The 26,902-nt window shown below is 37.0% G+C and carries 24 protein-coding genes, 1 pseudogene and 1 riboswitch; of the genes and pseudogenes, 4 read left to right on the top strand and 21 right to left on the bottom strand.

The window, feature by feature from the left end; genetic code table 11:
* Positions 1-15: 15 nt before the first annotated feature.
* From rbsC to manA, 14 genes are all read right to left on the bottom strand, one after another.
* Positions 16-957, bottom strand: a complete 942-nt coding sequence (rbsC, locus tag KYI10_01885) for a ribose ABC transporter permease (protein ID QYA33214.1) — start codon at positions 955-957, stop codon at positions 16-18.
* Positions 950-2,434: a sugar ABC transporter ATP-binding protein gene (locus tag KYI10_01880; protein ID QYA33213.1), complete on the bottom strand. Its 1,485-nt coding sequence runs from the start codon at positions 2,432-2,434 to the stop codon at positions 950-952. The genes rbsC and KYI10_01880 overlap by 8 nt, the downstream gene beginning before the upstream one ends.
* A gap of 14 nt (positions 2,435-2,448) precedes the next feature.
* Entirely contained in the window at positions 2,449-2,844 is a 396-nt protein-coding gene (gene rbsD, locus KYI10_01875) for a D-ribose pyranase (protein ID QYA33212.1), read from the bottom strand.
* Complete coding sequence (rbsK, locus tag KYI10_01870; GenBank protein QYA33211.1) at positions 2,837-3,706, bottom strand: ribokinase; 870 nt, start codon at positions 3,704-3,706, stop codon at positions 2,837-2,839. The genes rbsD and rbsK overlap by 8 nt, the downstream gene beginning before the upstream one ends.
* Position 3,707: 1 nt before the next feature.
* Positions 3,708-4,676: a LacI family DNA-binding transcriptional regulator gene (locus KYI10_01865; GenBank protein QYA33210.1), complete on the bottom strand. Its 969-nt coding sequence runs from the start codon at positions 4,674-4,676 to the stop codon at positions 3,708-3,710.
* 473 nt (positions 4,677-5,149) lie between these two features.
* Positions 5,150-5,836 carry an Ltp family lipoprotein gene (locus KYI10_01860; protein QYA33871.2) on the bottom strand — a complete coding sequence of 229 codons (687 nt, stop codon included), beginning with the start codon at positions 5,834-5,836 and terminating at the stop codon, positions 5,150-5,152.
* 764 nt (positions 5,837-6,600) lie between these two features.
* Positions 6,601-6,912: a nucleotide pyrophosphohydrolase gene (locus KYI10_01855; protein QYA33209.1), complete on the bottom strand. Its 312-nt coding sequence runs from the start codon at positions 6,910-6,912 to the stop codon at positions 6,601-6,603.
* The gene (locus KYI10_01850; protein ID QYA33208.1) at positions 6,878-8,566 is read right to left on the bottom strand and encodes a DUF2075 domain-containing protein; all 1,689 of its coding nucleotides are present in this window, start codon (positions 8,564-8,566) and stop codon (positions 6,878-6,880) included. The genes KYI10_01855 and KYI10_01850 overlap by 35 nt, the downstream gene beginning before the upstream one ends.
* Positions 8,567-8,715: 149 nt before the next feature.
* Positions 8,716-10,557 (bottom strand): DUF262 domain-containing HNH endonuclease family protein, encoded by a 1,842-nt coding sequence (locus KYI10_01845; GenBank protein QYA33207.1) that lies wholly within the window; start codon positions 10,555-10,557, stop codon positions 8,716-8,718.
* An 82-nt stretch (positions 10,558-10,639) separates the two neighbouring features.
* Positions 10,640-11,539 carry a PfkB family carbohydrate kinase gene (locus tag KYI10_01840; GenBank protein QYA33206.2) on the bottom strand — a complete coding sequence of 300 codons (900 nt, stop codon included), beginning with the start codon at positions 11,537-11,539 and terminating at the stop codon, positions 10,640-10,642.
* A 118-nt stretch (positions 11,540-11,657) separates the two neighbouring features.
* Entirely contained in the window at positions 11,658-12,236 is a 579-nt protein-coding gene (locus tag KYI10_01835; GenBank protein ID QYA33205.1) for a hypothetical protein, read from the bottom strand.
* A 107-nt stretch (positions 12,237-12,343) separates the two neighbouring features.
* On the bottom strand, positions 12,344-13,231 hold the full coding sequence (gene mmuM, locus KYI10_01830; protein QYA33204.1) for a homocysteine S-methyltransferase: 888 nt from the start codon (positions 13,229-13,231) through the stop codon (positions 12,344-12,346).
* A complete protein-coding gene (locus KYI10_01825; GenBank protein ID QYA33203.1) occupies positions 13,215-14,555 on the bottom strand; it encodes an amino acid permease in 1,341 nt (446 codons plus the stop codon). Before KYI10_01825 ends, mmuM begins: the two co-directional genes overlap by 17 nt.
* A 53-nt stretch (positions 14,556-14,608) precedes the next feature.
* Positions 14,609-14,707: riboswitch (SAM riboswitch) on the bottom strand.
* Positions 14,708-14,774: 67 nt separating this feature from the next.
* Positions 14,775-15,713, bottom strand: a complete 939-nt coding sequence (gene manA, locus KYI10_01820; protein QYA33202.1) for a mannose-6-phosphate isomerase, class I — start codon at positions 15,711-15,713, stop codon at positions 14,775-14,777.
* A 181-nt stretch (positions 15,714-15,894) separates the two neighbouring features.
* On the opposite strand from manA, the gene uhpT reads away from it, so the two are divergent.
* Positions 15,895-17,283 carry a hexose-6-phosphate:phosphate antiporter gene (gene uhpT, locus KYI10_01815; GenBank protein QYA33201.1) on the top strand — a complete coding sequence of 463 codons (1,389 nt, stop codon included), beginning with the start codon at positions 15,895-15,897 and terminating at the stop codon, positions 17,281-17,283.
* Positions 17,284-17,313: 30 nt separating this feature from the next.
* On the opposite strand, the gene KYI10_01810 is transcribed toward uhpT, so the two are convergent.
* From KYI10_01810 to KYI10_01800, 3 genes are read right to left on the bottom strand one after another with little or no spacing between them, the layout of a single operon-like run.
* Positions 17,314-18,042, bottom strand: a complete 729-nt coding sequence (locus KYI10_01810) for a response regulator (GenBank protein QYA33200.1) — start codon at positions 18,040-18,042, stop codon at positions 17,314-17,316.
* Positions 18,035-19,528 carry a histidine kinase gene (locus KYI10_01805; GenBank protein ID QYA33199.1) on the bottom strand — a complete coding sequence of 498 codons (1,494 nt, stop codon included), beginning with the start codon at positions 19,526-19,528 and terminating at the stop codon, positions 18,035-18,037. Before KYI10_01805 ends, KYI10_01810 begins: the two co-directional genes overlap by 8 nt.
* Position 19,529: 1 nt before the next feature.
* Positions 19,530-20,384: an extracellular solute-binding protein gene (locus KYI10_01800; GenBank protein ID QYA33198.1), complete on the bottom strand. Its 855-nt coding sequence runs from the start codon at positions 20,382-20,384 to the stop codon at positions 19,530-19,532.
* 119 nt (positions 20,385-20,503) lie between these two features.
* On the opposite strand from KYI10_01800, the pseudogene KYI10_01795 reads away from it, so the two are divergent.
* Positions 20,504-20,767, top strand: a pseudogene (locus tag KYI10_01795) (SDR family oxidoreductase).
* A 207-nt stretch (positions 20,768-20,974) separates the two neighbouring features.
* On the opposite strand, the gene KYI10_01790 reads toward KYI10_01795, so the two are convergent.
* The gene (locus KYI10_01790) at positions 20,975-21,262 is read right to left on the bottom strand and encodes a DUF3784 domain-containing protein (GenBank protein ID QYA33197.1); all 288 of its coding nucleotides are present in this window, start codon (positions 21,260-21,262) and stop codon (positions 20,975-20,977) included.
* 12 nt (positions 21,263-21,274) lie between these two features.
* Positions 21,275-21,655 (bottom strand): hypothetical protein, encoded by a 381-nt coding sequence (locus tag KYI10_01785; GenBank protein QYA33196.1) that lies wholly within the window; start codon positions 21,653-21,655, stop codon positions 21,275-21,277.
* 73 nt (positions 21,656-21,728) lie between these two features.
* On the opposite strand from KYI10_01785, the gene KYI10_01780 reads away from it, so the two are divergent.
* A complete protein-coding gene (locus KYI10_01780; GenBank protein QYA33195.1) occupies positions 21,729-23,816 on the top strand; it encodes a Z1 domain-containing protein in 2,088 nt (695 codons plus the stop codon).
* On the opposite strand, the gene KYI10_01775 is transcribed toward KYI10_01780, so the two are convergent.
* Together KYI10_01775 and KYI10_01770 are read right to left on the bottom strand one after the other, a co-directional pair.
* Positions 23,811-24,443 carry a deoxyribonuclease I gene (locus KYI10_01775; protein QYA33194.1) on the bottom strand — a complete coding sequence of 211 codons (633 nt, stop codon included), beginning with the start codon at positions 24,441-24,443 and terminating at the stop codon, positions 23,811-23,813. The two genes, KYI10_01780 and KYI10_01775, sit on opposite strands and share 6 nt — an antisense overlap.
* A 72-nt stretch (positions 24,444-24,515) precedes the next feature.
* Complete coding sequence (locus KYI10_01770; GenBank protein QYA33193.1) at positions 24,516-25,253, bottom strand: alpha/beta fold hydrolase; 738 nt, start codon at positions 25,251-25,253, stop codon at positions 24,516-24,518.
* 182 nt (positions 25,254-25,435) lie between these two features.
* Here KYI10_01770 and KYI10_01765 point away from each other — a divergent pair, with 182 nt between their 5' ends.
* Positions 25,436-26,866, top strand: a complete 1,431-nt coding sequence (locus KYI10_01765; protein ID QYA33192.1) for a zinc-ribbon domain-containing protein — start codon at positions 25,436-25,438, stop codon at positions 26,864-26,866.
* The last annotated feature ends 36 nt before the right edge of the window (positions 26,867-26,902 follow it).

The following is a 26,902-nucleotide window of genomic DNA, read 5'->3' as shown; positions in this document are numbered from 1 at the left end:
TACACCTCTTTAGTTTTATTTTTTGCGATCGATCAATACGGCAATTAGAATTACGATACCTTTAATCACTTGCTGGTAGAAAGAAGAAACTCCTAATAAGTTTAAGCCGTTGTTCAGCACACCAATGATCAATACGCCGATTAATGTACCGAATATTCGACCCTTTCCTCCTGTTAGTGATGTACCACCTAGCACCACTGCTGCAATGGCATCAAGTTCATATGATGTACCCGCTGTCGGTTGTGCAGAATTTAAACGTGATGTCAGTATGCCACCTGCCAGCGCTGCCATTAATCCTGAAATAGAGTAGATCAATATTTTGACTTTATCGACTTTAATACCGGAAATAAATGCCGCTTTCTCATTACCACCGATTGCGTATGTGTTTTTACCAAATACCGTTTTATGTAACAAGAAATATAGCACGCCAAATGCGAGTAACATTGTTACTGCAGGTACTGGGATCCCGAAGAAATACCCTTTACCGAATACCTGGAACCAGAAATTGTCTCCCAAGTTTGTGATAGGGTTACCGTTCGTTACAACCAGTGTCAGTCCTCTGAAAATTGTCATCGTCGCTAACGTTGCAATGAATGGTGCCATCTTACCAAAAGTAACAAGCACTCCATTGACGGCACCTAACAGTGTCCCGATCAATGCACCAAGACACAATGCTAACACTGGATCTACACCGCTTGTGATCAGTATTGCAGTCAGTGCACTGGATAGCGCAAGAATAGAACCGACGCTTAAATCAATCCCACCTGTTAAGATTACAAATGTCATCCCAAATGCAATTAATCCGTTGATCGAAACTTGTCTTAATAAGTTTAAAATATTATTCGGTGCAATAAAGCCATTATTAAGTATTGTGATAATGACTACTAAAATAAGCAATCCTAATAATGGTCCTAAGCGTTCAATTAAACCCCTCTTTTGTAATGATTTACTATTCATTTAATTCGCCTCCTGTAGCGAGTGTCATTATTTTCTCTTGCGTGATGTTATCTCCAGTTAATTCTCCACGAATAACGCCTTCTTGTAGTACATATACGCGATCACTTAATCCGATGATCTCGGGCATTTCTGAAGATACCATGATGATTGAAATGCCACGTTCAGTAAGCTCATTCATGAGATTATATATCTCACGTTTAGCCCCAACATCAATCCCGCGAGTAGGTTCATCTAATATTAATACTTTCGGTCCGTTACCCACCCATTTTGCAATCACGACTTTCTGCTGGTTCCCTCCTGAAAGCGAAGATACCGGTAATTCTTTGTTAGATTTTATGGACAATCTATCTTGCATTTGTTTGACAAATAATTCTAAAGGGTCATTTTTAATAACTCCAGATTGACTAAAACTTCTAATGTTAGCCATGGTCATATTGTCTTTAATAGATGCATCGAGTACGAGGCCTTCATCTTTTCGGTCTTCCGTGATAAAGGCAAGACCGTTTCTTATTGCGTCTCCCGGATTGTTAATGGAAACATTCTTCCCTAGTATCTTAACGGCTTTATCACCTTTATCGATGCCGAATAAGCTACGCATGATTTCTGTTCGCCCTGCCCCCATCAATCCACTGAAACCTAGTATTTCACCTTCCCTTAGATTGAATGAAATATTATCCATTCCAAATGCATCATTGGATAAATGATCGACTTCCAGTATCACTTCTCCTGGCTCCACTGTTCTGTCTGGGAACTGCTGATCTAGACTACGTCCTACCATCGCATGAACAAGTTCGTTATAACTCGTTGCATCCGTGCGTTTACGCATCACTGTTACACCATCACGCATGACGGTAATCTCATCTGATATCTTAAAGATCTCATCCATACGATGACTAATATAGACGAAGCTGACGCCTTCAGACTTTAATTTATCGATAAGGATGAATAATTTATCAATCTCTTTATCTGTAAGTGCTGCAGTAGGTTCATCCATAATGATGACCTTAGCATCGGTCATCAGTGCTTTTGAGATTTCAATCATCTGCTGCTCACCGATCGAACATTCACCTGCTAATTTATTGAGCGGCAAGCTGAAGTCAAGACGGTCAAATACTTGTAATGCTTCTTGCTTCATTTTCTTTTCATCAATCTTGCCAAACTTATTTGTAATCTCTTTGCCGATAAATAAATTCTCAAGCACCGTCATCTCGGGCCATATATTAAGTTCCTGGTGAATAAACTGAATCCCTGCTGCTTCAGATTCTTTCGGCGACTTGTAATTCACTGTCGTGCCGTCTACAGTGACCTCTCCTTGATCTTTCGAATGAATACCGGATAAGATATTCATCAATGTTGATTTACCGGCACCATTCTCTCCCATCAAAGCATGTACGGTCTGATCATTGAGCACAAAATCTACACCTTGTAAGACTTTATTATCACCAAATGCTTTATGGATATTCGTCATTTTAATCATGAAAGCACCTCCTCTTAGAAATTAACACCACTTCTTAAAATAATATTTGCGTACGGCGTGGCTTCTCCTGTTCTTATGATGGCTTCCGAGTTTTCTGTCAGCGTCTTAAATTGTTCATGAGTCACAAAGTCATTCGGTATATCTTTCACTATACTGCCAACCTCTTTCAACACTGCTGGGTTGCTGTCCTTTATCTCCTCAGCTAAAGTGACGTGTTCAATGACCATGTGCCGTGCAACCTCGTCAACGACATCAATAAATGAAGGTAAGCCTTGTCTGACTGCAAGATCAATCTTCTGTACACCCTTTGGAACAGGCAATCCACAGTCAGCGATGACAATCGTATCTGTATGTCCTAAGTCACTTAACACTTTAGAGATCTCACTATTTAACGTCCCCGTCTTATACATCTGTCATCACCGCTCTATAGGGCATACCGCCTTGTGCACCTAAGCCTGTTACAGAAATACTCGCCGCCTTATTTGCAAATAAGATCGCATCATCAAGTGCCATCCCTTCACTTAATGCCACTGCAAGTGCACCGTTAAATGTATCACCGGCGCCTGTTGTATCCACTACATCTGCTTTAATACCTGGCACATTGACAAGCTGACCATTATAAAATACAGCACCTTTGTCTCCTAGTGTTACGATCATCTTGTTCGGATAATCTTGGATGACCTCTTCATAGTCTTCACCAAACAACTCTTTCACTTCCGTTTCATTAGGCGTGAAGTAAGTCACCTTCTTCAAATAATCTAGTTCAATTTCTATAAATGGTGCTGGATTATAGATTGTCGTTAATCCGAGTTCATAACACTTATCAATAGTGAACAATATGACGTCTTTAGGAATCTCATTTTGAAGTACCACTATCGCATCTTCTGCAGCCTCACTCAGGACTTGCGCGACTTGATGAGTTGTCACTGCAAAGTTTGCACCCGGCACGACGATAATCGAATTATCATCTTCTGATAACGTAATATGTGCCGTCCCACTCGATACATGTGTAACCGATTCCACATTGGATACATCAACGCTATTTTCTCTAAAGTTCGCTAAGATTTGCTGCCCGAAGTCATCCGCTCCTACAGCACCGACCATCTTAACCTTACCACCCAGACGACTCGCACTCACCGCCTGGTTAGATCCCTTCCCGCCGGTTGTCATAAAGAAGGATTCACCTAATATCGTTTCACCCTTCAGCGGTCGTCTGTCACTCTTAACCACTAAGTCAATCGAAGCACTACCTATCACATAAATCTCACGCATTTTATTCACTCCTTGTACTTTTTCTTTCAACTAAGCTTACATCTATCTTTATCTCTTTTCTCACTTGCTTACCATTCAGCAGATCAATTAACTGCTCACACGCAAGTCTCCCTAGTAAATACGAAGGCTGCCTTACCGTTGTTAGACTCGGGAAATACGACGCACTGATTTGTATGTCGTCATAACCCACCACCTGAACATCACCCGGAACGTTGACACCATTATGCTGTAGCAGCCCCATGACCTGGATCGCGATTAAATCGTTATAGCAGATGATTCCGTCATACGCCTTATATCGGACTTGATCCAGCAACGCATGACCGACACCCTCACCATTCAGCTCAAGAGTCTCAAAGACAGCACCACCCTCTTCAAGCGTGTGAATCGCACCCTCTAGACGATGCTTGAAAGAACTAAACTTCATATTACCAGTAATCACTAAAATGTTCTTACAGCAATTATCCAGCAAACATTCCGCCTGTAACACGCCACCTTTATAATGATCCGCTTCAACAGAGTACTCTGTCTCACCGATACGGTCTAACATCACATGCAGCATCTTTGAAGATTGAATATACTGTAACGCATCCTCCCATACGAGCGCAGAAGAAATTAAACCGACACAGTTATGCAGCCGGAACGTATCAATATATTGACGCTCCTTATCCCGATTCTGATCACTGTTGCCGATAACAACATGAAACCCTCGCTCCAGCGCCGCATCCTCAACCCCACGCGCCACGACAGTGAAAAACGGATTGCTGATATCCGGCAACAATAAACCGATAATCTTCGACTGTTTCTTATACAATGTACGTGCCGTTTCATTAGGCTTATACTTTAAAGTCTCAATCGCTCTATTAATCTTCTTCAAGGTATCCTCGTGCACATACCCTGAGCTATTCATCGCTCTAGATACCGTAGCAACGGATACACCCGCTTCTTTCGCCACATCTTTTATCGTCGCCATCCTAACTCTCCTCACGTTGTGTAACCGATTACATAAAATATATCACGAAATGAAATCGATTACAATGATGTTTGGTTTTTGTTTGATACCTAGAATAATTCGGAATCATTGAATCCTAATATGAAGAGAGAGAAACGCCATAAATACAACTTATAATCTGGTCTGGGTGGCCTTCAATCCCCCAGTTACGTTTTTGTATTATCGCAAAATATATCATCTTACTTTAAGCCATGCAATTTACATTCCACCATTATATATAATTGATAAAATTAATATAATAAGCTATACATTAAAAAACTCAAATCACATTACCATGACTTGAGTTTTTATGGGTGATATACTCGGCTTTTTTCACTGTGTCTTTTACTTTCTATTCAATAAATTCAGCGGGGTTAAATGTAATACAACCGCCATACCTTATTTTGAGTATAAAAATAAGGGTACGTAAAACGCACCCTTATTATTGAGTTTTATTAATCTAAATTATCAATAGCATATTGGGCTTCTTCTGCTGTATATTTATCACCAGCATTTGAAATAAGTTGTTGATAAAGTTCATCATTTGACATAGGCATTAAATCCAAGTAACTTTTAGCAGCTTTTAATGCATTTTCTTTATAATTAGTTTTTAAATTATCTATAGCGTATTGGGCAGCTTCAGGTGGATATTTATCACCAGCATTTGAAGTAAGTTGTTGATACAAACCTGCTTTAGAAAAAGGCATTAAATCTACATAGTTTTCTGCTGCAGATAAAGCATTTTTCATTTCTCTTGTTGGTGTAGTCGAACTGATTTTTTCTTCTTCAGTCTTTTTTTCAGTGGTAGCTTCTTCCGTTGTTACTTTCTCAGTTGTGACTTCTTCGGTCTTTTCCTCTGTAGTAGCTTCTTCGGTCGTTACTTTCTCAGTGGTTACTTCTTCAGTAGTAGCATCTTCTTCAGTTTTTTTCTCTTCAGTCTTTTCCTCTGTAGTAGCTTCTTCGGTAGAACTAGTTTCTTTACCACCATCTTCACTGCCGAATATTGCACCACATGCTCCTAAAAGTAAAAATAAAGCGAGTAGACCAAGACAACCCATTAAGAAAGGATTGCGTTTCTTTTTGATGTCAACGGGATTTCCATTGGCATCGTAATAAATTTGTTCTTCTTTCTTTTTTGCCAAGATAACCATCTCCTTGTTTAAATTTATATGATAAACGCTAAAAGCTGAATATCCAAATTAATATTTTTCGATTTTTAAAGGTTCAAATTGTATTCTGTGATCATCATATTTTACATAATAGCCAAACTTACTTTTATAATCATCAACAATATTATTAAAGTGGCCACGATCAATTTCTAAGCAAAGACACATTTCGTATATATCTCCTCAATGACCATGTTCATAACACTTGATCAATTTTTCTAAAGGTAGGATAAGTTTATGTCTATATCTATATCTTCTTGCTCTTAATTCTTGTCTTGTTGCATCAATATTATATTGTCGTCTATATACACTAGTAATATCTCCGTATGAAGTTTCAAGATGTCCATTCTGAATATAATAGCCTATTTTTCCTGATAAGACGATGTTTCCATGAGGTCAATCAATATATCTTTCGTATAATCCGCTTAGTTTTGATGGCAGATTGCCTTATATTTCAATAGTCAGTTTTGGATAATTAGATAAAAGTTGCTCTCTTTATACAGAAAAACGAAAGAATGATGGTAATAATTTTACGATAAGTGAACTTGAAACTATTGTAAAATTATTGAGACTGACACAAAGGGAATCAATCTCTATTTTTTATAAATTAAGTCGTATTCACGAGACTTAGTAATGGTATTTAGGAGATACATTATGCAAATATCAATTCCTAATGAATTTATTGAGAAGCTTGTGAAGAAGAAAGGTCAACATCAATTTTTTATATGTGTTGCTTATGTTTAAGATATTTTATATTTTTCTCCATTCTTCTTAACTTTCTCCCTAATTATCTTCTCTATATCAAATCCCATTTCTTCTGCCAGCTGAATTCCATATATAAATACATCCGCTAATTCTTCAGCGATATTTTCCCTATTTTTCTCAACGGCTTCATCACTTGATATCCATTGAAAGTTTTCCAAAAGTTCAGCCGCTTCTAAACTTAATGATAGAGATAGATCTTTTGGATTGTGATATTGATTCCAGTTTCTTTCTTCTCTAAACGTATTAATTAAATCAATGATTTCTTGATTCAAGTGGAAGACCTCCATTCAATAATACTTTTCTAAGTTCTTCATTACTTGCATAAATATATAAACCTTTAACACCACGTTTTAATAACACATTCATTGAATTTAAAATGATTTGTTCTTTCATTTTAATTAATTCTTCTTTTGTTCTAACCTCTTCAGAAGACTGCCTAAAAGCTTCAGTATCTCTATACTTAGTTACATCAATCTTTAAACAATGATTTTCTTTATCATATTCAATAGAAGGCCCAAGAATTACTCCTACATAGTTTAAATCGAACCCTTGAATTGTATATATCGATCCAACCTCTCTAATTGTTTGAGGTTCTTCAGCCCAAGTGCTTTTATAATCAGTCCTGTTCCAAGCTAATGAAAAGTCAGGCTCATCAACAAAGTAATCATTTCCATCTTTTTTATGTATGTAATCAAATGTTGATACAACTCGAGATAATTTAAATTCTTCATTCTTCTCAATAATTGCTTCATGCATTCGGGATGCATTATCAAAAACTTTAAATTCAAATTCTTCACTATTTGAATTTGGTAATTTTCTTATCTCTTTATTTACAAATGCATCTAACCAATTAATTACGTCTTGATCAGCTTGCATTCTAAACTGGCTATCTAATATAAACTCTTCACTATTTGTACCTTTTAAAATTTTATTCAATATATTTTCAGACCATGAAGATTTAATCTTTAAATATTGTCTTTCGTCATATACGATTATCGTTACTTTACTATGCTTGATGATTTCCTCTAACTGATTATTTTCTTTAAATGAATTAAAACTATCTGGTCGTGTTAATAACAAATGCGCCTCATCTACTAAAGTAATATCTGCTTTTATCTTCTCAGATTTACTTTTATTTATAAATGACGTTGGTTTTAAAAAGTTGTTTTTCTTTAAATTAGTTAAGCTTTCAGAAATAGTTACATATGTCTTCAACATTTCATTATGATTTACTAATAAGTAATTTTTAGAGTTAAATAGATTGTTTTCTATTGTGTTTTCTAAATATATAAAATCTTTGTTCTTTGATAAATCTTGAATCGTATTAAATGTCGAACTTAAAACAACACTTTTGCCAGTCCCAGCATCACCTTTTATTAAAAATACAGCTTTTTTGTCATCATTAATATGATTATTACAAAACTCAATAATTTTAGTTTTTAAATCCATCTGTGCTTCAGAAAGCTCTTTAAACGGCGAAAGTTTAAACACATCTCGATTACGGATATCCTCTATTGTGTGCTTCACAATGCCATCTTTTCTTAATTTATCCCATATGTCTTCAAAAATTACAGAATGATAATATGACTTGTCATAGTAGTTATGTGTCATTTGCTGAGCAGTCTGACTCTTGTTTTGTAACTTATATTTTTCATCAGCGATAAAATGATTAATAAGGTTTGTCTCTATATCATAGGTTGCAGATTGATTGAATTTATCATGTCCAATTAAAATCATTTTATCTAATTTCTTTCTATCTTTATTTGTTAAATGATTTTTCATTCTACTTTTTACTTGTACAGTCTGGCCTATGTATGCTTCAGGATGTGATAAATCATTATTTAAAATATATACAATTGGATAACCGTCTAATACAGGATCCTTGATATCAGGTAATACATTTTTGTTAAAGTCGTAATAGTTTATCTTTATATTTTCCATCTATGTACTCCTTACAATTAGTTAATATAATTATAGCAAAGAATGTATTATTTCATGATTCAAATATGATTTATTGATTAATTTATAAAAATATTCCCAACTTTTGAAGTTAGGAATATTTTCATGGAATCATAAAATAAATGTATTAACTATTTTGTTATACTGCCTTTAATTATTAAATCTACTAAACATGAAATTTTATTACTTCTTAATTCAATTAATTCTTTCGTCCATTTTTCATTTTTTAAATATTGCGGCTGGTGTTCATTCAACAACTTAATTCTTTCAGTCTCTGCACCATTTTTAATTGTGGTTTCAAGTTTCGTAACAATTGACTTAGTAACTATAAAGTCAGATTTTAAGTATGTATCATATTTTTCTATAAACTGTCTTGTTCCAATCGATGTATTTTCATCATGATATAATAAAGTTAGGTTTCCAATTCGATTAAGGTGCCTATTCATTTCATCAGTATCATTAAAACCATAAATATTCATATCGTTTATTTCCGTTTTCTTTGCCAAAATATGTTCTATCGTTATTCTTTTACCCTTAGGAGGCCTAATAATAAGAGTGTTATTATTGAATTTCAATTCTATAAAATACATCATATCTCTTACCTTTTTTTGAGTACCTCCAGTGGAATTAATAAAATTATTTTTTCCAATATTGGTAACTAATTTTTCAGAATTGTTATTTATTAATGATTGTATATGACTCCTCAAAGATTCATACTTTTCCTGAAAAGTTTTTCTACTCTTTATCTTCCCTATAATATTTACCATTTCTTTTTCAATCACATTTGTTTGTGTAGATGAAAAGATAATCGATGCTCCATATCTACAACATAAATCAGCAACTTCTGTCTTTATATCTTCAGGAGCATCATAGAAACTCATTAGTATAGGATGAAATTGTTTTATTCCAAATTGCTTAAAAATAAGAAACATATCTTGATTATCTTTTAAATAATAATTCTCGAGTGAATTTTTTTCTATTGATGTATATATTTTAGAATATCTATTTATTTTTTTAACTAGAGAGATAATGTCATCTCCTGATAATTTTAAATGATTCTTAAAAAAATCGAATAATCGATCTTGTTTTATATTTTTATTATATTCATAACCTATAAAATGTTTCATAAATATAGATGATGCTATTTTCTTTTTAGGCGTTATTTGAAGGTTCTCTATAAACTCTTTCCAATTCATATTGAGTATTTTAACATCTTCATCACTATAACCACTTTGTCTTATGATTTTTAAAAATGTATTTTTTACTAAATCCATTGGTTCTAATGAACGACCACGATCATTTAATACTTCAAATAACTGAAAAGCCTTACCTTCAGAAGGTGCAGTTGTTACTATTAACTTCACTTTATTTTTAATATAAGAGATAAATTTACTCATTTGTGCGTCATTAAGATTAGATAATTCATCAGATAACGTATTATACACTTCCCTTATATTATTATCTGAATCACTAATAATTAAAGTATCTTCAGATATTTTGTCAGTTATTAAGTCTCTGTAAAATCCGCCAAATGTCAATCCTTCATCATGAATAATTCTTAATCCTTTAAAGTTATCTTCATCATCTACAACCTGATAACCATTACTTATTTGACCAATTCTTTTTAACCACCTGTCTCTTTCCTTACCTTCTGATCTTTCAATTATGCTATCTATTCTTTCATATAAAACTTTAAAAAGTAATGTCAAAGTTGTTAATCTTTGTTGACCATCAATTACAAGATAACGTTTTTTATCATTTTCAATTAATACAATATTTCCTAGTAAATATCCTTGTAAATCATCATTATCTTTTATAAATCCATCTGTGTCTTCTTTTAAATCATTAATTAATTCCCTTGCCTGTTCATCTTTCCATACAAAATCTCTTTGGAATTCTGGAATATAAAACAATTTGTTATCATCAAGTAATAATTGACCTAATGAAATCATTTCTGAAGTTATTTCATGCATATTAAATCACCTCAATAAATATATTTACTTTATTGGATCATATAATACTACTTTGATCAACTACTATTTGATAATTTTCCCATTAGTAAATTTTATAGTTTTTCATTCTTCCCCACACCTCATCACTCAATCCCACCCCACTCACTTGTACTACTTGTGCTGCGACTTTGTTTGCGAATGTCAGTGCAGATTTGTCATCCATTCCTTTAGCAAGGCTCGATATAAATGCACCTGCATGGCTGTCTCCAGCACCAATCGTATCTTTAACTCTCACGCTTTCTCCCGGCACATGCGTGATTATACCGTCATATGTCATTGCACCTTGCTCTCCTTGTGTTACGACAATCTTGTTATGAGTCTTCTCATACAATACTTCAAGTGCCGCTTCAACCGTGTCACAACCTGTTTGCTCCTTAATCTCCTGTTCATTCAAGTGTACAATCGGTGAGAGTTGATACACGCGTTCCATACGTTCTTGAGGAATCAAGTTCCCGCGTGGTCCTGGTGCGAAGATGATTGTTGCATCAACATTGCTTAACGTATCAATCAACTGCTCTCCATCACGTTCTTCAATTTCTAGCCCGCATATATAAACATACTTGTAATCATCTAAATTCAAACCGTCTAACCATTGTGGATTAAACGTATACTCTACACCGTGATGCGACATAAATGTACGTTCGCCATGATGTTCAACGAAACAATAGCAGCATCCGTTCTCTCCCTCGACGCGTACTTCAGTTTGTATCCCTTGCTTCTCCAGCTCACGTGCGACAAACTCCCCGTACATTCCTGTGCCCACAGGGGATACAAATGTATAAGGCACACCTAGATGATGTAATACTGACACTACATTGTATGCACATCCACCAAGTGCCATCGTCTGATTTGATATATGTACGTCACCTGCTGTCGTCGGTAGCTGATCTACATTAATCACTACGTCACAGACTGTTGATCCAATAATTAAGCATTTGTCCATAGCACACCTCATAAGTTTTTCTTTCATTATACTACTTATCAAATTTTAGGATGGTATCTGCAAATGATATAGTGAAAATGCTGCAGATCTATAGCATAGACACTGCAGCATTTTCATATTATTTCCCAAATATCATGTGGTCAAATTCTTTGCCGAATTGTCCGCCAATATGCGAACTCATCGAGACAGCAATCAGTTGATTCTTTTTATTAAAAGCACCTTCAAAGTAATGATTTTTGAATTTATAATATACACTTATTTCATTATCGATTACTTGCACTTCAGCATAGTTTTTACCATACATTTTGATAAATTGTTGTTTCGTAATCTTACCTTTTTTAACGGGCATTATAATCGCGTACGTCTTTAGATGATCATTCAGGAAGAATACGCTATCATACTTTCTTTGAATATATTTCGATTTAATCTTTTTGTTCTCAAGACTATACGTCATTATTGTCTCTGATGATTTGTCGACTGATTCCATGGGTACCTTATTGACAACCGTCTTTCCATTAACAGTGACTTTACCCTTCTTCACCGCATTAATAAATGCCTTAGACTTTACAAATTGATAGTTATTACCACTATACCCATTGTACTTATAGTAGTATCCTGCTGCATTTGCCGGTGTTGAAATACTGATTATTGAAAGTACAGCAATCAGTGCAATGAATAAATTTCTCAAACGTTTCATGACATTCTCCTTATTTTGTATATTTTGTATTATTATATACAAAATAAGGTTATCAAGATACATTATTATTATTTCTTTATTATATTTAATTGTTTTTATATTAACTTCTATTTTAAAGCAGTCCCGAGTTCCTTTATCTCCCCCGGCCCTACCTGACAGCATCCGCCGATAATCTTCACTCCTTTTTCTTTCCAGCGTGGTGCCGCTTCAACAAGCGATGCATCCTCCCGATCAATCCATACTTTGTGAACTGCATCATATTGACGTCCACTATTAGGGTAGAGTATTAACGACTTGTCACTTAGTGTGATCAACTTATCCACTGCTGCATCGATGACGTTCACGCTCGTACAGTTCACACCAAATGCTAATACATTTTCAATCTCATTCACTACTTCAATCACTGCTTCAAGTGGTGTGCCATCTGACAGATGATCATGATCTTTCAGTGTCACTGAAATCCATGCCTCAATATGTGGATAATCAAGCAGCAGTGTTCTCACTGCTTTAATTTCTTCTATGTTAGGGATGGTCTCAAACCCAAAGACACTTATACCTGTTTCGATCAGTATATCTAGTCGTTCTTTATGATACTGAATATAATCAGCTTCAGTTTCTTCATAATCCCCTGTATACTCTGAGCCATTACCGAGCATTGCACCATACGGCCCAAGTGATCCTGCAACGATTGCTCGATTGCCTGCTGCGCGCGTTGCGAGTTCCACCGCTTTCGCTAAATATGTGCGTGCTGTTTCTCTATCAATGCCAATATTTAAGAATGATTGTACAGATGCCTGATACGTATTGGTCAGTATAATCTCTGCACCGCTATCTACGAATGCTTTATGGACCTTATACACCGCTTCCGGATTGGACTGGATTAAGTTCGATGACCATAGTTCGTGTTTCACATCGTATCCGAATTGTTCTACAGTCGTTCCAAAGCCTCCGTCTAATATTACGATGTCTTGCTGTAACTTATCTCGTAGCTGCATGAATATGTGCCCCTTTCTTCTTCAGGAAATAATGAATTAGTCCGACGATAATACAGAATGGTAATCCAATCAGTGTCGCAAGTCTTTGGTTCGGGTCAAAGAGTACGCTGATTGTAGAAATAAGACATAATGCAAATCCTGCTACCGGTAGGATATATGCTGTACGTTGTGTAACACCTTCTCTTCTTAATTGATTGAACCTCGCCACACAGATGCTCATCCATACAACGACTACGGCAAATCCTGCAACAGAGACCAGTACCAAATAGACAGTCGTCGGTGCAATCACACTTGATAACAGGCTGAGTAATGCTCCAGCTAAACTAATGATTGTCGCGTTAACCGGCATACCGTTCTTATTCAGCTTTCTTGCGATTGGTAATACATTATCTTGCTCTGATAGGCTCCATAACATTCTGCTGGATGCATAAAGTCCTGAATTTGCTGCTGACAGCAATGCCGTCAATATAACGAAGTTCATAATATCTCCGGCATAAGGAATTCCGACGCTATCCAATATCGAAACAAATGGACTTTCGAGTAAGCTCGCTTGATCCGTTGGTAAGAGTAAGACCATGATCACGATGGTCCCGATAAATAGTAACCCGAGTCTCCATACTGTCGAGCGAATGGTTTTCGGTATTACGTTCTCAGGATGCTTCGTCTCTCCCGCTGCTATCGCAATGAGCTCCGTCCCACTGAACGCATAGTTTACCGCAAGCATCGTAATAAAGATGCCGAATAATCCATTCGGTACATCAAATAGCTTCTCACTTGAAGTGACCGGCTTTAAGTCAGACGGTACGACATTGAATAATATTAATAAGCCAATAATAATAAACACAATGATGGCAATTACTTTAATCAGTGATAGCCAGAACTCTGTTTCACCATACATCTTACTTGTCGTAAAGTTTATCCCGACAATCACGAGGATGAATACCAGACTGAACAACCATACCGGAAAATCCGGAAACCATTTCTGAAATAAGATACCACCCGCAGTTATTTCGGATCCCAGCGCAATCGTCCAGCATAGCCAGTAGCTCCAGGCAACGACATGCCCTATCGACTGATGAATATAAATATTCGCATACGTATGAAATCCTCCAACATCGGGGTGTGCTACTGCTAGAGCACCCATGCATTTCATCACGATATAAACAAGCAGTGCACCAATGACGTAGCTCACCACTGTTCCGATAGGCCCTGCCTGCTGTAATGTGTACCCCGTACTTAAGAATAACCCTGTGCCGATGACACCTCCGAAACTCAGCATCATCACATGACGTGCTTCCATTCCTCTTCTGAAACCATTTGACATATCTATCCCTCCATAAAAAAATACCCTTCTGAAAAAGAAGGGTATAAAGTCTACACTCATATTTCAGGAATCACCTGTTGGATTTAGCACCGTGCAAATGCCGGTTGCTGAGATTTCACAGGGCCAATTCCCTCCATCTCTCTGTATAAGTTATTTAGTTGATATTAATCATACATTAGTGTTTTCAAAAGGTCAACGCATTATTTATACGCCTAAATACTATACATAACTCTCAATAATATCGAGTTTACCTTGGAGCTTAATTTCCTTATCTTCAGTCGTCAGAATAAAATGATCGCCTTTGCTGATTGTATAGACTTGTCCGTCAGCAGTTAGCGTTCCTTCACCTGATAGCACGCTCATCAATGTGTAGTCTTGTTGTTTCGCATATTCATAATGGTCTTCTATCAGTAGCTGTTTCACTGTAAAGAAACTGTTAGAGATATATGTTCTAATGACATTTCCCTGTACTTCAGTAACTTCCGCTTCTGTGCTTGAGTTATCTTCATTAAAAGAAATCACATCAATACTTTGCTCAATATGCAGCTCGCGTTTATGACCGTCCTTATCCGTACGGTCATAATCATAGATGCGGTATGTTGTATCCGAATTCTGCTGTGTCTCTAATATACGGATGCCTTTACCGATTGCATGAACTGTTCCACTAGGCACATAGAAGAAGTCCCCTGGTTTGACTTTAATAGAATTAAAAAGTTGATTCCATTTGTCCTCATGTATCATGTTCTCTAGCTCGGCTTTGTCTTTCGCATTATGCCCATAGATGATTTCAGCGTCTTCATCGCAGTCGATGATATACCAACATTCTGTCTTACCGAGTTCTCCGTTCTCATGTACTTGTGCATATGCATCATCTGGATGGACCTGCACCGATAATTCATCATTCGCATCAAGAATCTTTGTAAGGAGCGGAAACTTATCTGTCGTTTGAACGCCAAATAGTCCTGTGTTTTCTTCCCACAACTCTTTTAATGTCTTGCCTTCATGTTCTCCGTTCACAATCATATTCGGACCATTCTCATGTGCTGAAATACCCCAGCACTCCCCTGTTTTATCATTCGGAATCTCATATCCGAATTCCTTCAAATGTCTGCCACCCCAGATGCGTTCTTTGAATACTGGTTGTATCATTAATGTCATTACTCTCAACCTCTCCTATAAATTTAACTTCATTATAGGGAGGGCATCCTTTATATTTACAGGATTTTATGTCATCGAAGTCTCATTTCGTTCACTCCTTCAGACAAAATAATATTTTATCGTATATTAAACGTTTTCATAATTGATTACACTGAAGACAAATAAAAGGAGGCGCGTATTTATGAACTTTTTTGATATCCAGAAGATTCCTAATAAAGGTATCCCTATTCCTGTTCAGAGAAAGGAATGGCGTAAACAATTTTTAAAGGCTTTCTTCGTTGTATTCTTTGCTTACATGTCAATGTATTTAATCCGAAACAACTTCAAAGCTGCACAACCGATGTTAAAAGAAGAGCTTGGTATCACAACTTTACAGCTCGGTTACATCGGTCTTGCATTCAGTATCACTTATGGCCTTGGTAAATCATTAATCGGTTATATGATCGATGGTAGAAATACGAAACGTATTATTTCGTTCTTATTGATTATGTCGTCTATCATTGTACTGATTATGGGCTTCACGCTGAGTTACTTCGGTTCAGCGATTGGTTTCTTGATTGTGTTATGGGGATTAAACGGTATGTTCCAATCTGTCGGTGGTCCGGCAAGTTATTCTACAATTTCTAGATGGGCACCAAGAACAAAGCGTGGGCGTTATCTCGGTTTCTGGAATGCTTCACATAATATTGGTGGTGCCATTGCAGGGGGTCTTGCATTATGGGGTGCGAACATGTTCTTCCACGGTAATGTTATCGGGATGTTCATCTTCCCTAGTATCATCGCTTTAATCATCGGTATCGTCACACTCTTCATCGGTAAGGATGATCCTGAAGAGTTAGGATGGAATCGCTGTGAAGATATCTTCGAAGAACCTGTGGACGAGGAGAATATTGCATCTCAGGATATGACGAAGTGGGAGATATTCAAGACATATATCCTTAAGAATCCGATCATCTGGATTCTATGTGTATCAAACATATTCGTATATATTGTGCGTATCGGTATTGATAACTGGGCACCATTATATGTGACTGAGCATCTTGGATTCAATGCAGGAGATGCAGTGAATACTATTTTTTACTTTGAAATTGGCGCTTTAATTGCAAGCTTGATGTGGGGTTACGTTTCTGATTTATTGAAAGGTCGTCGTGCACTCGTTGCAATTATGTGTATGTTTCTCATTGTGTTTGTTGTAATGTTCTACAAGAACGCGACAAGTGTCGGTATGGTCAATGCCTCATTGTTCGGTCTTGGTGCATTAATATTCGGTCCTCAGCTGTTGATCGGTGTCTCTCTCGTAGGATTTGTACCGAAACGTGCGATCAGTGTAGCCAACGGTATGACTGGTACATTCGGTTACCTCTTCGGTGACTCGATGGCTAAGATTGGTTTAGCGATGATTGCTGACCCAGAAAGTAAGGGATTAAATGTCTTTGGATATGTATTACATGGCTGGACGGATGTATTTATCGTGTTCTATGCGGCGCTGATTCTTGGTATGATATTACTAAGTATCGTTGCTGTAGCGGAAGAAAAAAAGATTAGAAAGTTAGAAAGTAAGATGAAATAATGAAAGTCGAGACAAGCGTCTCGACTTTCATTATTTCATATATTGATTTGGTGTCATCTTCAAGTATTTATGGAAGTTATAGTTGAATGCTTTATATTCGTTATAGCCTACTTGTTCAGAGACTTCATAGATTTTAAGATGTTTTTCAAGCAGATCAAGCGAGCGATATACACGATAACGGTTTATAAAATCATTAATCGTTATTCCGGTAAACTGCTTAAAAGTACGCATTAAGTATGATGTACTAATGTCGAGTTCGTTCGCGATAATCTCGTTATCAAGTTCAGCTTGTATATTAGCCTTGATAAAGTGAACTGCCTGATTAATGTAGTAATTATCAAAGTCTGTCATTAATACCGGCCTCAATATTTCAGGCACTGTACGCTTTGTTGTTTTGAATGTTTTTATGATGGTTTGCAGCAAGGTATTGAGCTCATCTTCATCGATCGGTTTAAGCAGGTAATCTACGACTTTGAACTGTATCGCTGCTTTAGCATACTCAAAGTCATCATAACTTGATAGGATCAGCTTCTCATAATCAATTTGACGTGTCGCTTCCATCATTTCAATACCATTCATACGCGGCATCTTAATATCTGTAATGACAAGATCTGGTTCATACTGTAATATCATATCTTGACCTTCTATGCCGTCCTTTGCAAGATATACATCACTAAACATCAGTTTCTGCCAGTCAATGGATGACTTTAATCCTTCACGTATCATCCGCTCATCATCAACAATCAGTACTTTATACATATGTACCTCCCTTCTTCACACGTAACGTTACCAATGTGCCATTATTATATGCTGAATACACCTTCATACCATAATGTTCACCATACTTAACGCGTAACGTCTGATGTATGTTCTGCATTCCGATATGAATATTTCGGAGTTTATAATGTTTGATCATGCTCCTTACTTCTTTTAGCCTTTCTTTGGTCATGCCTATACCGTCATCATATACCGCTATATATATATCGCCATTACGGAGTGGTTTAATACGCACTTTAATATTCAATCCATTCTCAATCCCTCCATATTTAATTGCATTTTCGATAAGCGGCTGAATCAACAGCTTATCAGTCTGCAGGTTCATAAGAGATTCATCAATATCAATCGTATAATGAATGGCCTGATCAAAGCGAATATTCTGTATAAACACATAGTCTTCCAGGTAATCGATTTCTTTTTTGAAAGTTACTTCAGATTCTTTCACACGTAAGGCATAACGTAATATTGAGGAGAGCTTGATCATCATCTTCTTAGCAGCTTTCTTATCTGTATCTATCATATAGTTAATTGTCTGCATTGTATTAAAGATAAAGTGAGGCTGAAACTGGTTCTCCAATGATTTAAGCTGTGATTGTCTTAATGCTTCGTTCGATTCTTTCGTCGACTTTAATAATCGTTCATTGAGCTGAGACAATTCGAATACATAGCGATTGATGATTTCGAGTTCGCTTTGCGCAGTTAAAGGCTCGTATGTGGTCAACGCTCTGACTTGAGCTTGCCTGATATGTGCAATTATTTCGTCGATATCCTGTGTTTGTCGATGTGCAAGACGTTTGCTAGAATACATGGTAATCATAATCAAAAGAAAGAATGTGCCAAGTAAAATGCTGATTAAAATGATGCCCCTGTCAATTGTCTGTGTCAGATCCTGATATACATAGAGCTTTAACTGATCATCTTTATGAAATGCTGTAATCTGCATGCGTTCATCGTATGAATATTTGTCACCTACAGGATGATCATCACTACTGTAATATATGTTGTCATACAAGTCCGTAACTACATAATGATAGTCATGATAATGCATCACATCTTTAAGTACATTTGCAGGGACACTTATAGTAAGTCGGGATTGCTCCCCATCTTGCTCATACATAGGTATCGTCGCGATATTGCCATAGTTGTTTGTATAGAGCTTATCGTATTCAAACTTAAAGATGTAGTGCTGTTTTCTATCATTACTCCGTTCGTATAAAGTGCGATATATATCCGTAGTATTTCCCGGGATATTTTTAGTAAAGTCGCGGTATCGCTCCTGGATGTGCTTCCTATCGTTCTCAATCATACTGACCATCGCTTTATTGACCTGATTCAGCTCATGATCGGTCTTCATAATGTATATCGCATAATAAGCAAATAGCCCTATCATTGTAAGCAAGAACACGGGAAGAATCGCAAACAAAATAAGCGTGCGCCGAATTTTGCGCTTATATAGCTGATGGTTCATCTTACTCCCCCCTTTGAAGGACATTAATTTCTTCCAGAGGTTTCAATACTTTATACGCTTTGAATGGTATGTCTTTACGTGCTGATTTGACATGAAATACATCTGAAATATGACGCTGAACTTCTTTACTTAGCATATACTGAATAAAATCATCACGCTTTGGATGGGTAGTGCCATTGATTCTGACAATTCCATCTGTATTGATAATGGTGCCGTCTGAAGGATAGACAATTTCTAAAGGATACCCTGCATCAATATAATCCATCGCAGTATATTCGTAAGTCAGTCCTACGTAGCTTCTGCCGGAAATCACATGTTCCATTACATCAGCAGTCTTATCCAGCTTTACACCACATTTTAATACCCTCTCTGATTGTGATTTATTATAGATTGTCTCCAGAGCACTTCTATGCTGATAGCCTGTATTGGTCAGTTCCGGATTCGGATAACTGAACTGCTTATATAAATCTTGATTCAATAAATCATGATATTTGTTGACTTGTATGTCTCCTATCAAATCCTTATTTACAATGAATACGGATGGCATATAAATGAATGGCTGTATTTCTCCTTGAATAATACTTCTGCTGCCTTCAAGTTCACTTAAAGAGCCTCCAACAAACACATGCCCCCGATTCTCCATAGGGGTGTGTTCAATTCGTTTTATTAATTTACGTGTAGAGTCATGAATCACTTGTACGCGCTGACCTGTTGCATGTTCGAAATCCTGAATAATTGGATTTATAAAACGCTCCGGATATGGAGAATAGACAATTAAATCGCTCTTTTTCTGCTCAGGATGACTACACGCAGATAATATTAGTATCAATACTATTACGAATATTAATTTCTTCATCCACATTCACCATCTGTCTGTATAATATAATTCTATTATAACGGTAATAAATTGTTATTAGAGTATTACTACAAAAATATTTTATGAAATTTTCCTACTGCTTTATAAAGATAAGCAGACTAGCTGATAAAGGGATAACAGTTAATGCGTATTGCCCTGGTATTGTAAAAACACCGATGATGAACGGTATTGCTGAACAAACAGCTAAAGAAGCTGAAAAACCTTTTGAATGGGGAATGGAACAATTTGCGAAAAATATTGCTTTAAAACGTTTATCTGAATCAGCTGATGTTGCTGCTTGTGTTTCATATTTAGCTGGGCCTGACAGTGATTATATGACAGGTCAAGCATTGATTATTGATGGTGGTATGGTATTTAATTAATGTACAGTGAGTTTTCTCACTCTAGATGAGTAGCGAAGAAATCTACGATGCAGATGAATGTTAATATTATGGCCCAAAGAATATTTCAAGACTTAAGGTTTCAGTGCCAATTTCATGGCCAAATCGAAGAATCCTTAAAAAAATGGCACTCAAATCTAGTTTGAGTGCCATTTTCAGTGCCAATAATATCTTATTTGAACCACCATACTATCGTTTTTTGAAATAATCAGATGTATTCACTAAGATAACAAATGCCAATATTATAGTGATAAATCCTGCGATACCAAACACTTCATTGACTTCTGTATATTCGATAAGTACTAAGCACATAGTAGCTATAATGAACACAGCACCTGCAAATCTACATAATCGCTTTTCGTCATACTTCTGTTTCTGTTCTTTAGGTAACATATTATAGCCTGCAATCAGGAATCCTCCACGTCCGGTTAACATATAAATACCGATTAATAAGAATAATATAACGATGATGATCATAAGCCTCTCTCCTTATTTAAGTGTTTCTGACTTTCTTCTCACACGGTCCATATAAAGTGTTAAGACGAGCAGGATCGCACTGAAGATAATATATGCAATATAAATTGCACGGTCGAATGATTCGTGAGACATTGTGAGTCCTTTAATTGATAGTGCGATGATAACTGCATACATAAGTGCCGTTATCCTGCTGCCCATTGTAAGCGTGCGCGTTGTTCCATCCATAAAGATCTTAATGAAGTCTGAGATGATTGAAGCTAATATGAACAGTCCGACGAGTGCATAGATTAAATAGTTTTCTAACGGTTCACCGCTTATAATATTTCGAATGACATTCGCAAATATGAATGTCAGGAAGAATATCATAATATAGAAAAATGGTTTTCTGTTCATAATTACACTCCTTTCATGTCTTTAGTTTAAGTTTATAGTAGAATATACAATTATACAATAAACAGGAGATTGAGTGCAGTTGAAATTAGATGGGTATTTTTTTGGGTGTGTAAATCAGCTGAATCATTACAGCGAAGAAGAAATTGAAGTTATGCAGCAAACAAAAGCGCAGTTAAAGGTGCATTCTACGGAGACGTTTCGTCCGGGTATGCTGCTCGGGCGTATCCAGTCAGGTAAGACGCGTAGTTATATCGGTACGATGGCGCTGGCGCTGGATGATGTGTTCGACTGCATCGTGATATTAACGAAGAATTCAAATGCGCTTGCCCGTCAGACGTATGCGCGTGTCGCAGCAGAGTTTCGACGTGCAATGGATGAGGATAAGGTCATTGTGCATGATATTATCCGTATGCCGAAGCTACGTAAGTATGAACTGAAGCAGAAACAGATCATCATCGTGAAGAAAGAAATTAAGAATGTCGCGCGACTTGAACAGTTTTTTATCGATTATCCTGAGATGAAGATGCGTAAAGTAATGTTTATCGATGATGAAGCGGATTATGCGTCGGTTGTTTATAGTGAAGATAAGGATCGTAATTTAATAGAGCTGAAGAAAATCGCCACAAAGCTTGATGATATTAAAGCGATGTTACCGACTGCTGCATACTTACAAGTTACAGCAACGCCTTACTCGTTATACTTACAGCCGGATGTTGACGTGCTTGCAGAACGTGGCTATCAGCCGAAGCGTCCGGTGTTTACAGTCCTCGTCCCGACACATGATAAGTATGTTGGTGGCAAGTTTTACTTTGAGGAACAATCACCTGCAGCGCGCAGTTTATATCATGCAATCGATGAAAGTGAACTTGAAATATTACGTAAGTCTGATAATAGACGTGTAAAAGATGATTATCTGTTAACGTCTAAGAACCTGGAAGGATTGCGTCATGCACTGATGAACTTTATCGTCGGTGCGAAAGTCAGACATCTAAGTAATGATCACATTACGAAATACAGCTTTATTATGCATACGATTACGACGAAAAAAGCACACGTGTGGCAATATGATGTCGTCAGTCGTATGGAGTCGAAGTTAAAGGAAAGCATTACAGAAAATCCTCAATTATTTCGTGATTTAGTTCATACCGCTTATGAAGATTTAAAGCATTCTGTAAATCATATGCCAGATTTCACTGATGTTCTGGAATCTGTGAAGACATCAATAATTGATGAAGAGCTGTTAATTGAAATCGTCAATTCTGAACAAGATGTCACTCAACTGCTCGATAATAATGGTGAGCTGAGACTACGTACGCCGATGACCTTCTTTATCGGCGGTCAAATATTAGATCGCGGTATCACTGTCGGCAACTTAATCGGTTTCTATTATGGCCGTGATCCACGTAAGTTCCAGCAGGACACTGTGCTGCAACATTCACGTATGTATGGTGCTCGTCCGATGGAAGATATGGAGGTCACTCGTTTCTATACGACACCCCGAATTTATAGTGCGATGCAGCGTATGCATTTCTTTGATGAAGGGTTACGCGAAGCGATTATGAAACAGGATCATACCGTGAAGTTCTTAACGAAAGATGCACAAGGAGAGATCGTCCCTTGTAATCCTAATAAATTATTAATGTCTGAACTGATTACAGTGAGACCTCGTAAACGATTCTTACCTGTTGGCTTTGAAACGGTCAACAAAACGAAGTTAAACCAGGCGATGAAACGCATCGATAAAATGGTCAGTGCATTAGAAAAACATGCTGTACGTCATACCGGCCAAAATGTACTCGTCCCTGTCCACCACGTACGTGATATATTGATGGCGATCAATGAGACACTTATTTATACTCATTTACCATTTCAGATGGAACGCTACGTTGAGATGATTGAATACTTATCAGAAGATGACCTCGTATGGGTCATCGTCAGAACGAATCGTAATATAAGCAGATTACGTAGTGACGAAAGGTTTGCTGACAGACCAGACACAGGTCACGATGAATTGCAGACGGCATATAAGCTCGGTAAAACACATCCAAGTGTTATACTGCTCAGACAGAACGGTCACAGTGACTCCGGCTGGAAAGACGCACCGTTCTACTGGCCCGTGATTGTTGCACAAAGTAATATGCAGACGATGATATTCTCATAAGAAGTAGTCATCTAAAAAAGTCGCACCCTTCACACCTTTCGCGGTTAAATAACGTTTACCGAATTCATCCAGTAGCCCGTGAAATTCCTGCGCATGAAGCGGTGTAAATGTGTCAGGTAAGGTGACCTTATTATATAGGTCCATATAACTTTTACTTTGAACACCAAGCGCATTGAATAAGCGTCTCGTATATGTGTCAGCGATAAATACGACACGTTCGAATACATATACGAGTAACACATCTGCCGTTTCAAATCCAATACCACGAAGTTTTAGCAGCTCGTTACGAAGCTCTGTTGTATATAGCTTATCAATCGCCCTGAAATCATATTCATGACTTTTCAGCCAAGTTAATACTGCTATAATTGCAGCAGATTTATTCGTATAGAAACCGCTTGGTCTGATCAGACTTTGTAATTCAGAAAGATGCAGATTTAATATGCGTTCTGGATCGAACTGTGTCGCGTTTCTTAAATTCGATAAGGAGCGCTCTACATTGCGCCAATTTGTATTCTGAACTAAAATCGCACCAATGATAATTTCAAAATTATCTTCTGCCGGCCACCATCCTTGTGGCCCCAGATTATCATATAAACAATCATAAAGTTCCTGTACTGTAAGTTTCATATATTACCTCCTATTTGAAATTACCCGGTAATCAGTCAGATGAATCTTCCAGACAAAAAAACAGCTGAGTAATCAACCGTTTATCATTGTTTCTACAAATGAAAGTGATTGCTCTATAATGAATTCCTTGTCGTTATCAAGTGTAGACATATGATAACTATTCGGGGTTTCAATGATGTGTTTACACTCACTGTGAATTGACGTATAGATTAGATCCGCATTAAATGCAGGTACAGTATGATCTTCAGGGCTTACGAAAATCAGTGCAGGACATTTAATCTGGAATAAACTTTCTTCTACAGTACGCATTAACTTACGAATCTCTAATATACTTTTCACCGGTGTATCTTTATAACCGATTTCAAGTACACCCTGCTTTTTAATATCGCTACCGCTTCCCGGTATAATATCGAGATCCACATGTGCTGCCGCGTGCATATACGGGATAACAACCGCTGCATTAATCGGAATAATCGCTTTAATCTCCGGATGTTTTGCTGCCATATAAAGCGTCAGCGTCCCTCCCATGGATAAGCCTGACATAATGATTGTGTCACATTTTTCTTTAAGCTTTGTTAGCCCTTCTTCAATGCTTTCAATCCAGTCTTCATATGTTGAAGCGGCCATATCCTCTAAGTTTGTACCGTGACCGGCAAGTCGAGGTAAGCATACCGTATATCCTGCCTCACTGTACGCTTCTGCAAGTGGCATCATACTGAACGTTGCCCCGGTAAAACCGTGGGATAACAATATCCCTATATTATTTCCCTGGTGATAATAACTTTCTGCACCTTTCATTATTGTAGTCATAACGAACTCCTTCTTTTTATTATTATTATAATCGCTCTTATGCATAATTTCATCTTTATCATTCTATACTAATGTTGGTTATTTTAATAAGTTGTAAATATTGTCTTCTCGTTTAATTTATATTGTATATTGTATTTTTTTACTTTAGAATTAATATATCATTATATAAAAGGAGACAGACGATGAAGAAATTCTGTACAAACTGTGGTCAGGAAGCACCACTATCACACAAAGTATGCACGAACTGTGGTACACCACTTCCTCCTCAAGAAAGTGAAGTTACTCATAACAGTACGACACCAGAACCGCTTCAGAGCAGACAGAAAGAGAAAGTGCAGGAAAATAAGAAGAAAAAGAAACCTGTATGGCCATTTCTACTCATCGGACTGTTACTCACTGCACTCATCGGCGCATACTTCTTCCTAAATCATAAATATAGCCCTGAAACACATGCTAAATCTATCGAAACTGCCATCAATGACAAAGACTATCAATCACTCAGCAACTTGCTGACAGTCGGTCAAGATGGTATTGCTGAAGAAGAAGCGAAAGCCTTTGCAACGGTGATCGAAAAGTCTGGTAAGAAAGATGAGTTTATGAATGAACTTCATGGCGCTGCACAGGGTAAGAATGAAACTACGATTCAAATTGGTGAGCATGACGTCTTAGACTTAAAGCGTAACGGAAAATATTTCAGTGTGTTCCCTAAGTATAACTTCGAACCTGTACTCCATAAAGTATCGATTGACGGTAAAGAAGATGCAGAGATCGAATTTACGTTCAATGGCAAGAAACACACTATCGCTGTAGCAGATGGCAAAGAAACAGAAATCGGTACATTCGTAGCTGGAAAATATGCATTAGATGCGAAGAAGATAATAGACGGGAAGTCTACAGACGGGACGCTTGATATTGATGTTTTGTCAGAACCACAAGCCCAATTAGCATTCGATGAACATTTCATCAATATTAAGGTTGAAGGTGATAGTAAGCTTGATGCTTCAGAAACACAAGTATTCGTTAATGATAACGAAGTGGATTACAATAGTAATAAGACAACTTACGGACCATATAAAGGTGATTCATTAAGCATCTATGCTGAAGGTGAACTTGATGGCAAGAATTTCAAGACCCCTACAGAAACGTTAACAGACATCGATTTAGCTGAAGGTTCAAATAGCGTGACATTATCATTCGATGAAGATGATATCGATGCCTATATCGCAGAAAAAGAACAAGAGAAAGAAGAAACGAAGACAGCATTAGAACGTGCAGAAGCTGCTGAGGCACGCGCAAAAGCAGCCGAGGAACGTGCTAAAAGAAATTCAAATGATGATGAAGATTCTGATACTGAGTCTGACAGCGGATCTGATATTATTATGGTCGAAACAGCTGATGATGCAATACAGGCAGCTGAAGATCATCTTAGCGTATCTGATTTAAGTGACTACGGTGATGTCCGTACACCTGAGGTTAAGTCATTCGGATATGGTTTTGGTATCTTTGATGATGATGGCGACCCTGTGATGTCATTTGATGTGTATGAAGATGGAACAGTGGTTGAATACGATGAAACAGGAGAAGAGATCGATCGTTCTAATCCATATGAATAATATCTCTTCAATAAAATCCGGACAGTGCATAATAGT

It is taken from the genome of Macrococcus sp. 19Msa1099 (assembly GCA_019357535.2).
Taxonomy (GTDB): Bacteria; Bacillota; Bacilli; order Staphylococcales; family Staphylococcaceae; genus Macrococcoides; species Macrococcoides psychrotolerans.
Note: the sequence above shows the minus strand (reverse complement) of the source record. Positions and strands in the feature narration are given on the sequence as shown.

Excerpts from the sequence above, each read along its gene's own strand:
- mmuM (QYA33204.1), bottom strand. The coding sequence starts at position 13,231 with ATGCAGCTACGAGATAAGTTACAGCAAGACATCGTAATATTAGACGGA.
- KYI10_01790 (QYA33197.1), bottom strand. The coding sequence starts at position 21,262 with ATGATCATCATCGTTATATTATTCTTATTAATCGGTATTTATATGTTA.
- KYI10_01840 (QYA33206.2), bottom strand. The coding sequence starts at position 11,539 with ATGGACAAATGCTTAATTATTGGATCAACAGTCTGTGACGTAGTGATT.
- KYI10_01810 (QYA33200.1), bottom strand. The coding sequence starts at position 18,042 with ATGTATAAAGTACTGATTGTTGATGATGAGCGGATGATACGTGAAGGA.
- KYI10_01825 (QYA33203.1), bottom strand. The coding sequence starts at position 14,555 with ATGTCAAATGGTTTCAGAAGAGGAATGGAAGCACGTCATGTGATGATG.
- KYI10_01865 (QYA33210.1), bottom strand. The coding sequence starts at position 4,676 with ATGGCGACGATAAAAGATGTGGCGAAAGAAGCGGGTGTATCCGTTGCT.
- rbsC (QYA33214.1), bottom strand. The coding sequence starts at position 957 with ATGAATAGTAAATCATTACAAAAGAGGGGTTTAATTGAACGCTTAGGA.
- KYI10_01785 (QYA33196.1), bottom strand. The coding sequence starts at position 21,655 with ATGAACAGAAAACCATTTTTCTATATTATGATATTCTTCCTGACATTC.
- rbsK (QYA33211.1), bottom strand. The coding sequence starts at position 3,706 with ATGCGTGAGATTTATGTGATAGGTAGTGCTTCGATTGACTTAGTGGTT.
- KYI10_01775 (QYA33194.1), bottom strand. The coding sequence starts at position 24,443 with ATGAAACTTACAGTACAGGAACTTTATGATTGTTTATATGATAATCTG.
- KYI10_01805 (QYA33199.1), bottom strand. The coding sequence starts at position 19,528 with ATGAACCATCAGCTATATAAGCGCAAAATTCGGCGCACGCTTATTTTG.
- KYI10_01855 (QYA33209.1), bottom strand. The coding sequence starts at position 6,912 with ATGGAGGTCTTCCACTTGAATCAAGAAATCATTGATTTAATTAATACG.
- rbsD (QYA33212.1), bottom strand. The coding sequence starts at position 2,844 with ATGTATAAGACGGGGACGTTAAATAGTGAGATCTCTAAAGTGTTAAGT.
- KYI10_01770 (QYA33193.1), bottom strand. The coding sequence starts at position 25,253 with ATGACTACAATAATGAAAGGTGCAGAAAGTTATTATCACCAGGGAAAT.
- KYI10_01845 (QYA33207.1), bottom strand. The coding sequence starts at position 10,557 with ATGCATGAAATAACTTCAGAAATGATTTCATTAGGTCAATTATTACTT.
- manA (QYA33202.1), bottom strand. The coding sequence starts at position 15,713 with ATGACATTAATGATACAACCAGTATTCAAAGAACGCATCTGGGGTGGC.
- KYI10_01850 (QYA33208.1), bottom strand. The coding sequence starts at position 8,566 with ATGGAAAATATAAAGATAAACTATTACGACTTTAACAAAAATGTATTA.
- KYI10_01835 (QYA33205.1), bottom strand. The coding sequence starts at position 12,236 with ATGAAACGTTTGAGAAATTTATTCATTGCACTGATTGCTGTACTTTCA.
- KYI10_01800 (QYA33198.1), bottom strand. The coding sequence starts at position 20,384 with ATGAAGAAATTAATATTCGTAATAGTATTGATACTAATATTATCTGCG.
- KYI10_01880 (QYA33213.1), bottom strand. The coding sequence starts at position 2,434 with ATGATTAAAATGACGAATATCCATAAAGCATTTGGTGATAATAAAGTC.
- uhpT (QYA33201.1), top strand. The coding sequence starts at position 15,895 with ATGAACTTTTTTGATATCCAGAAGATTCCTAATAAAGGTATCCCTATT.
- KYI10_01765 (QYA33192.1), top strand. The coding sequence starts at position 25,436 with ATGAAGAAATTCTGTACAAACTGTGGTCAGGAAGCACCACTATCACAC.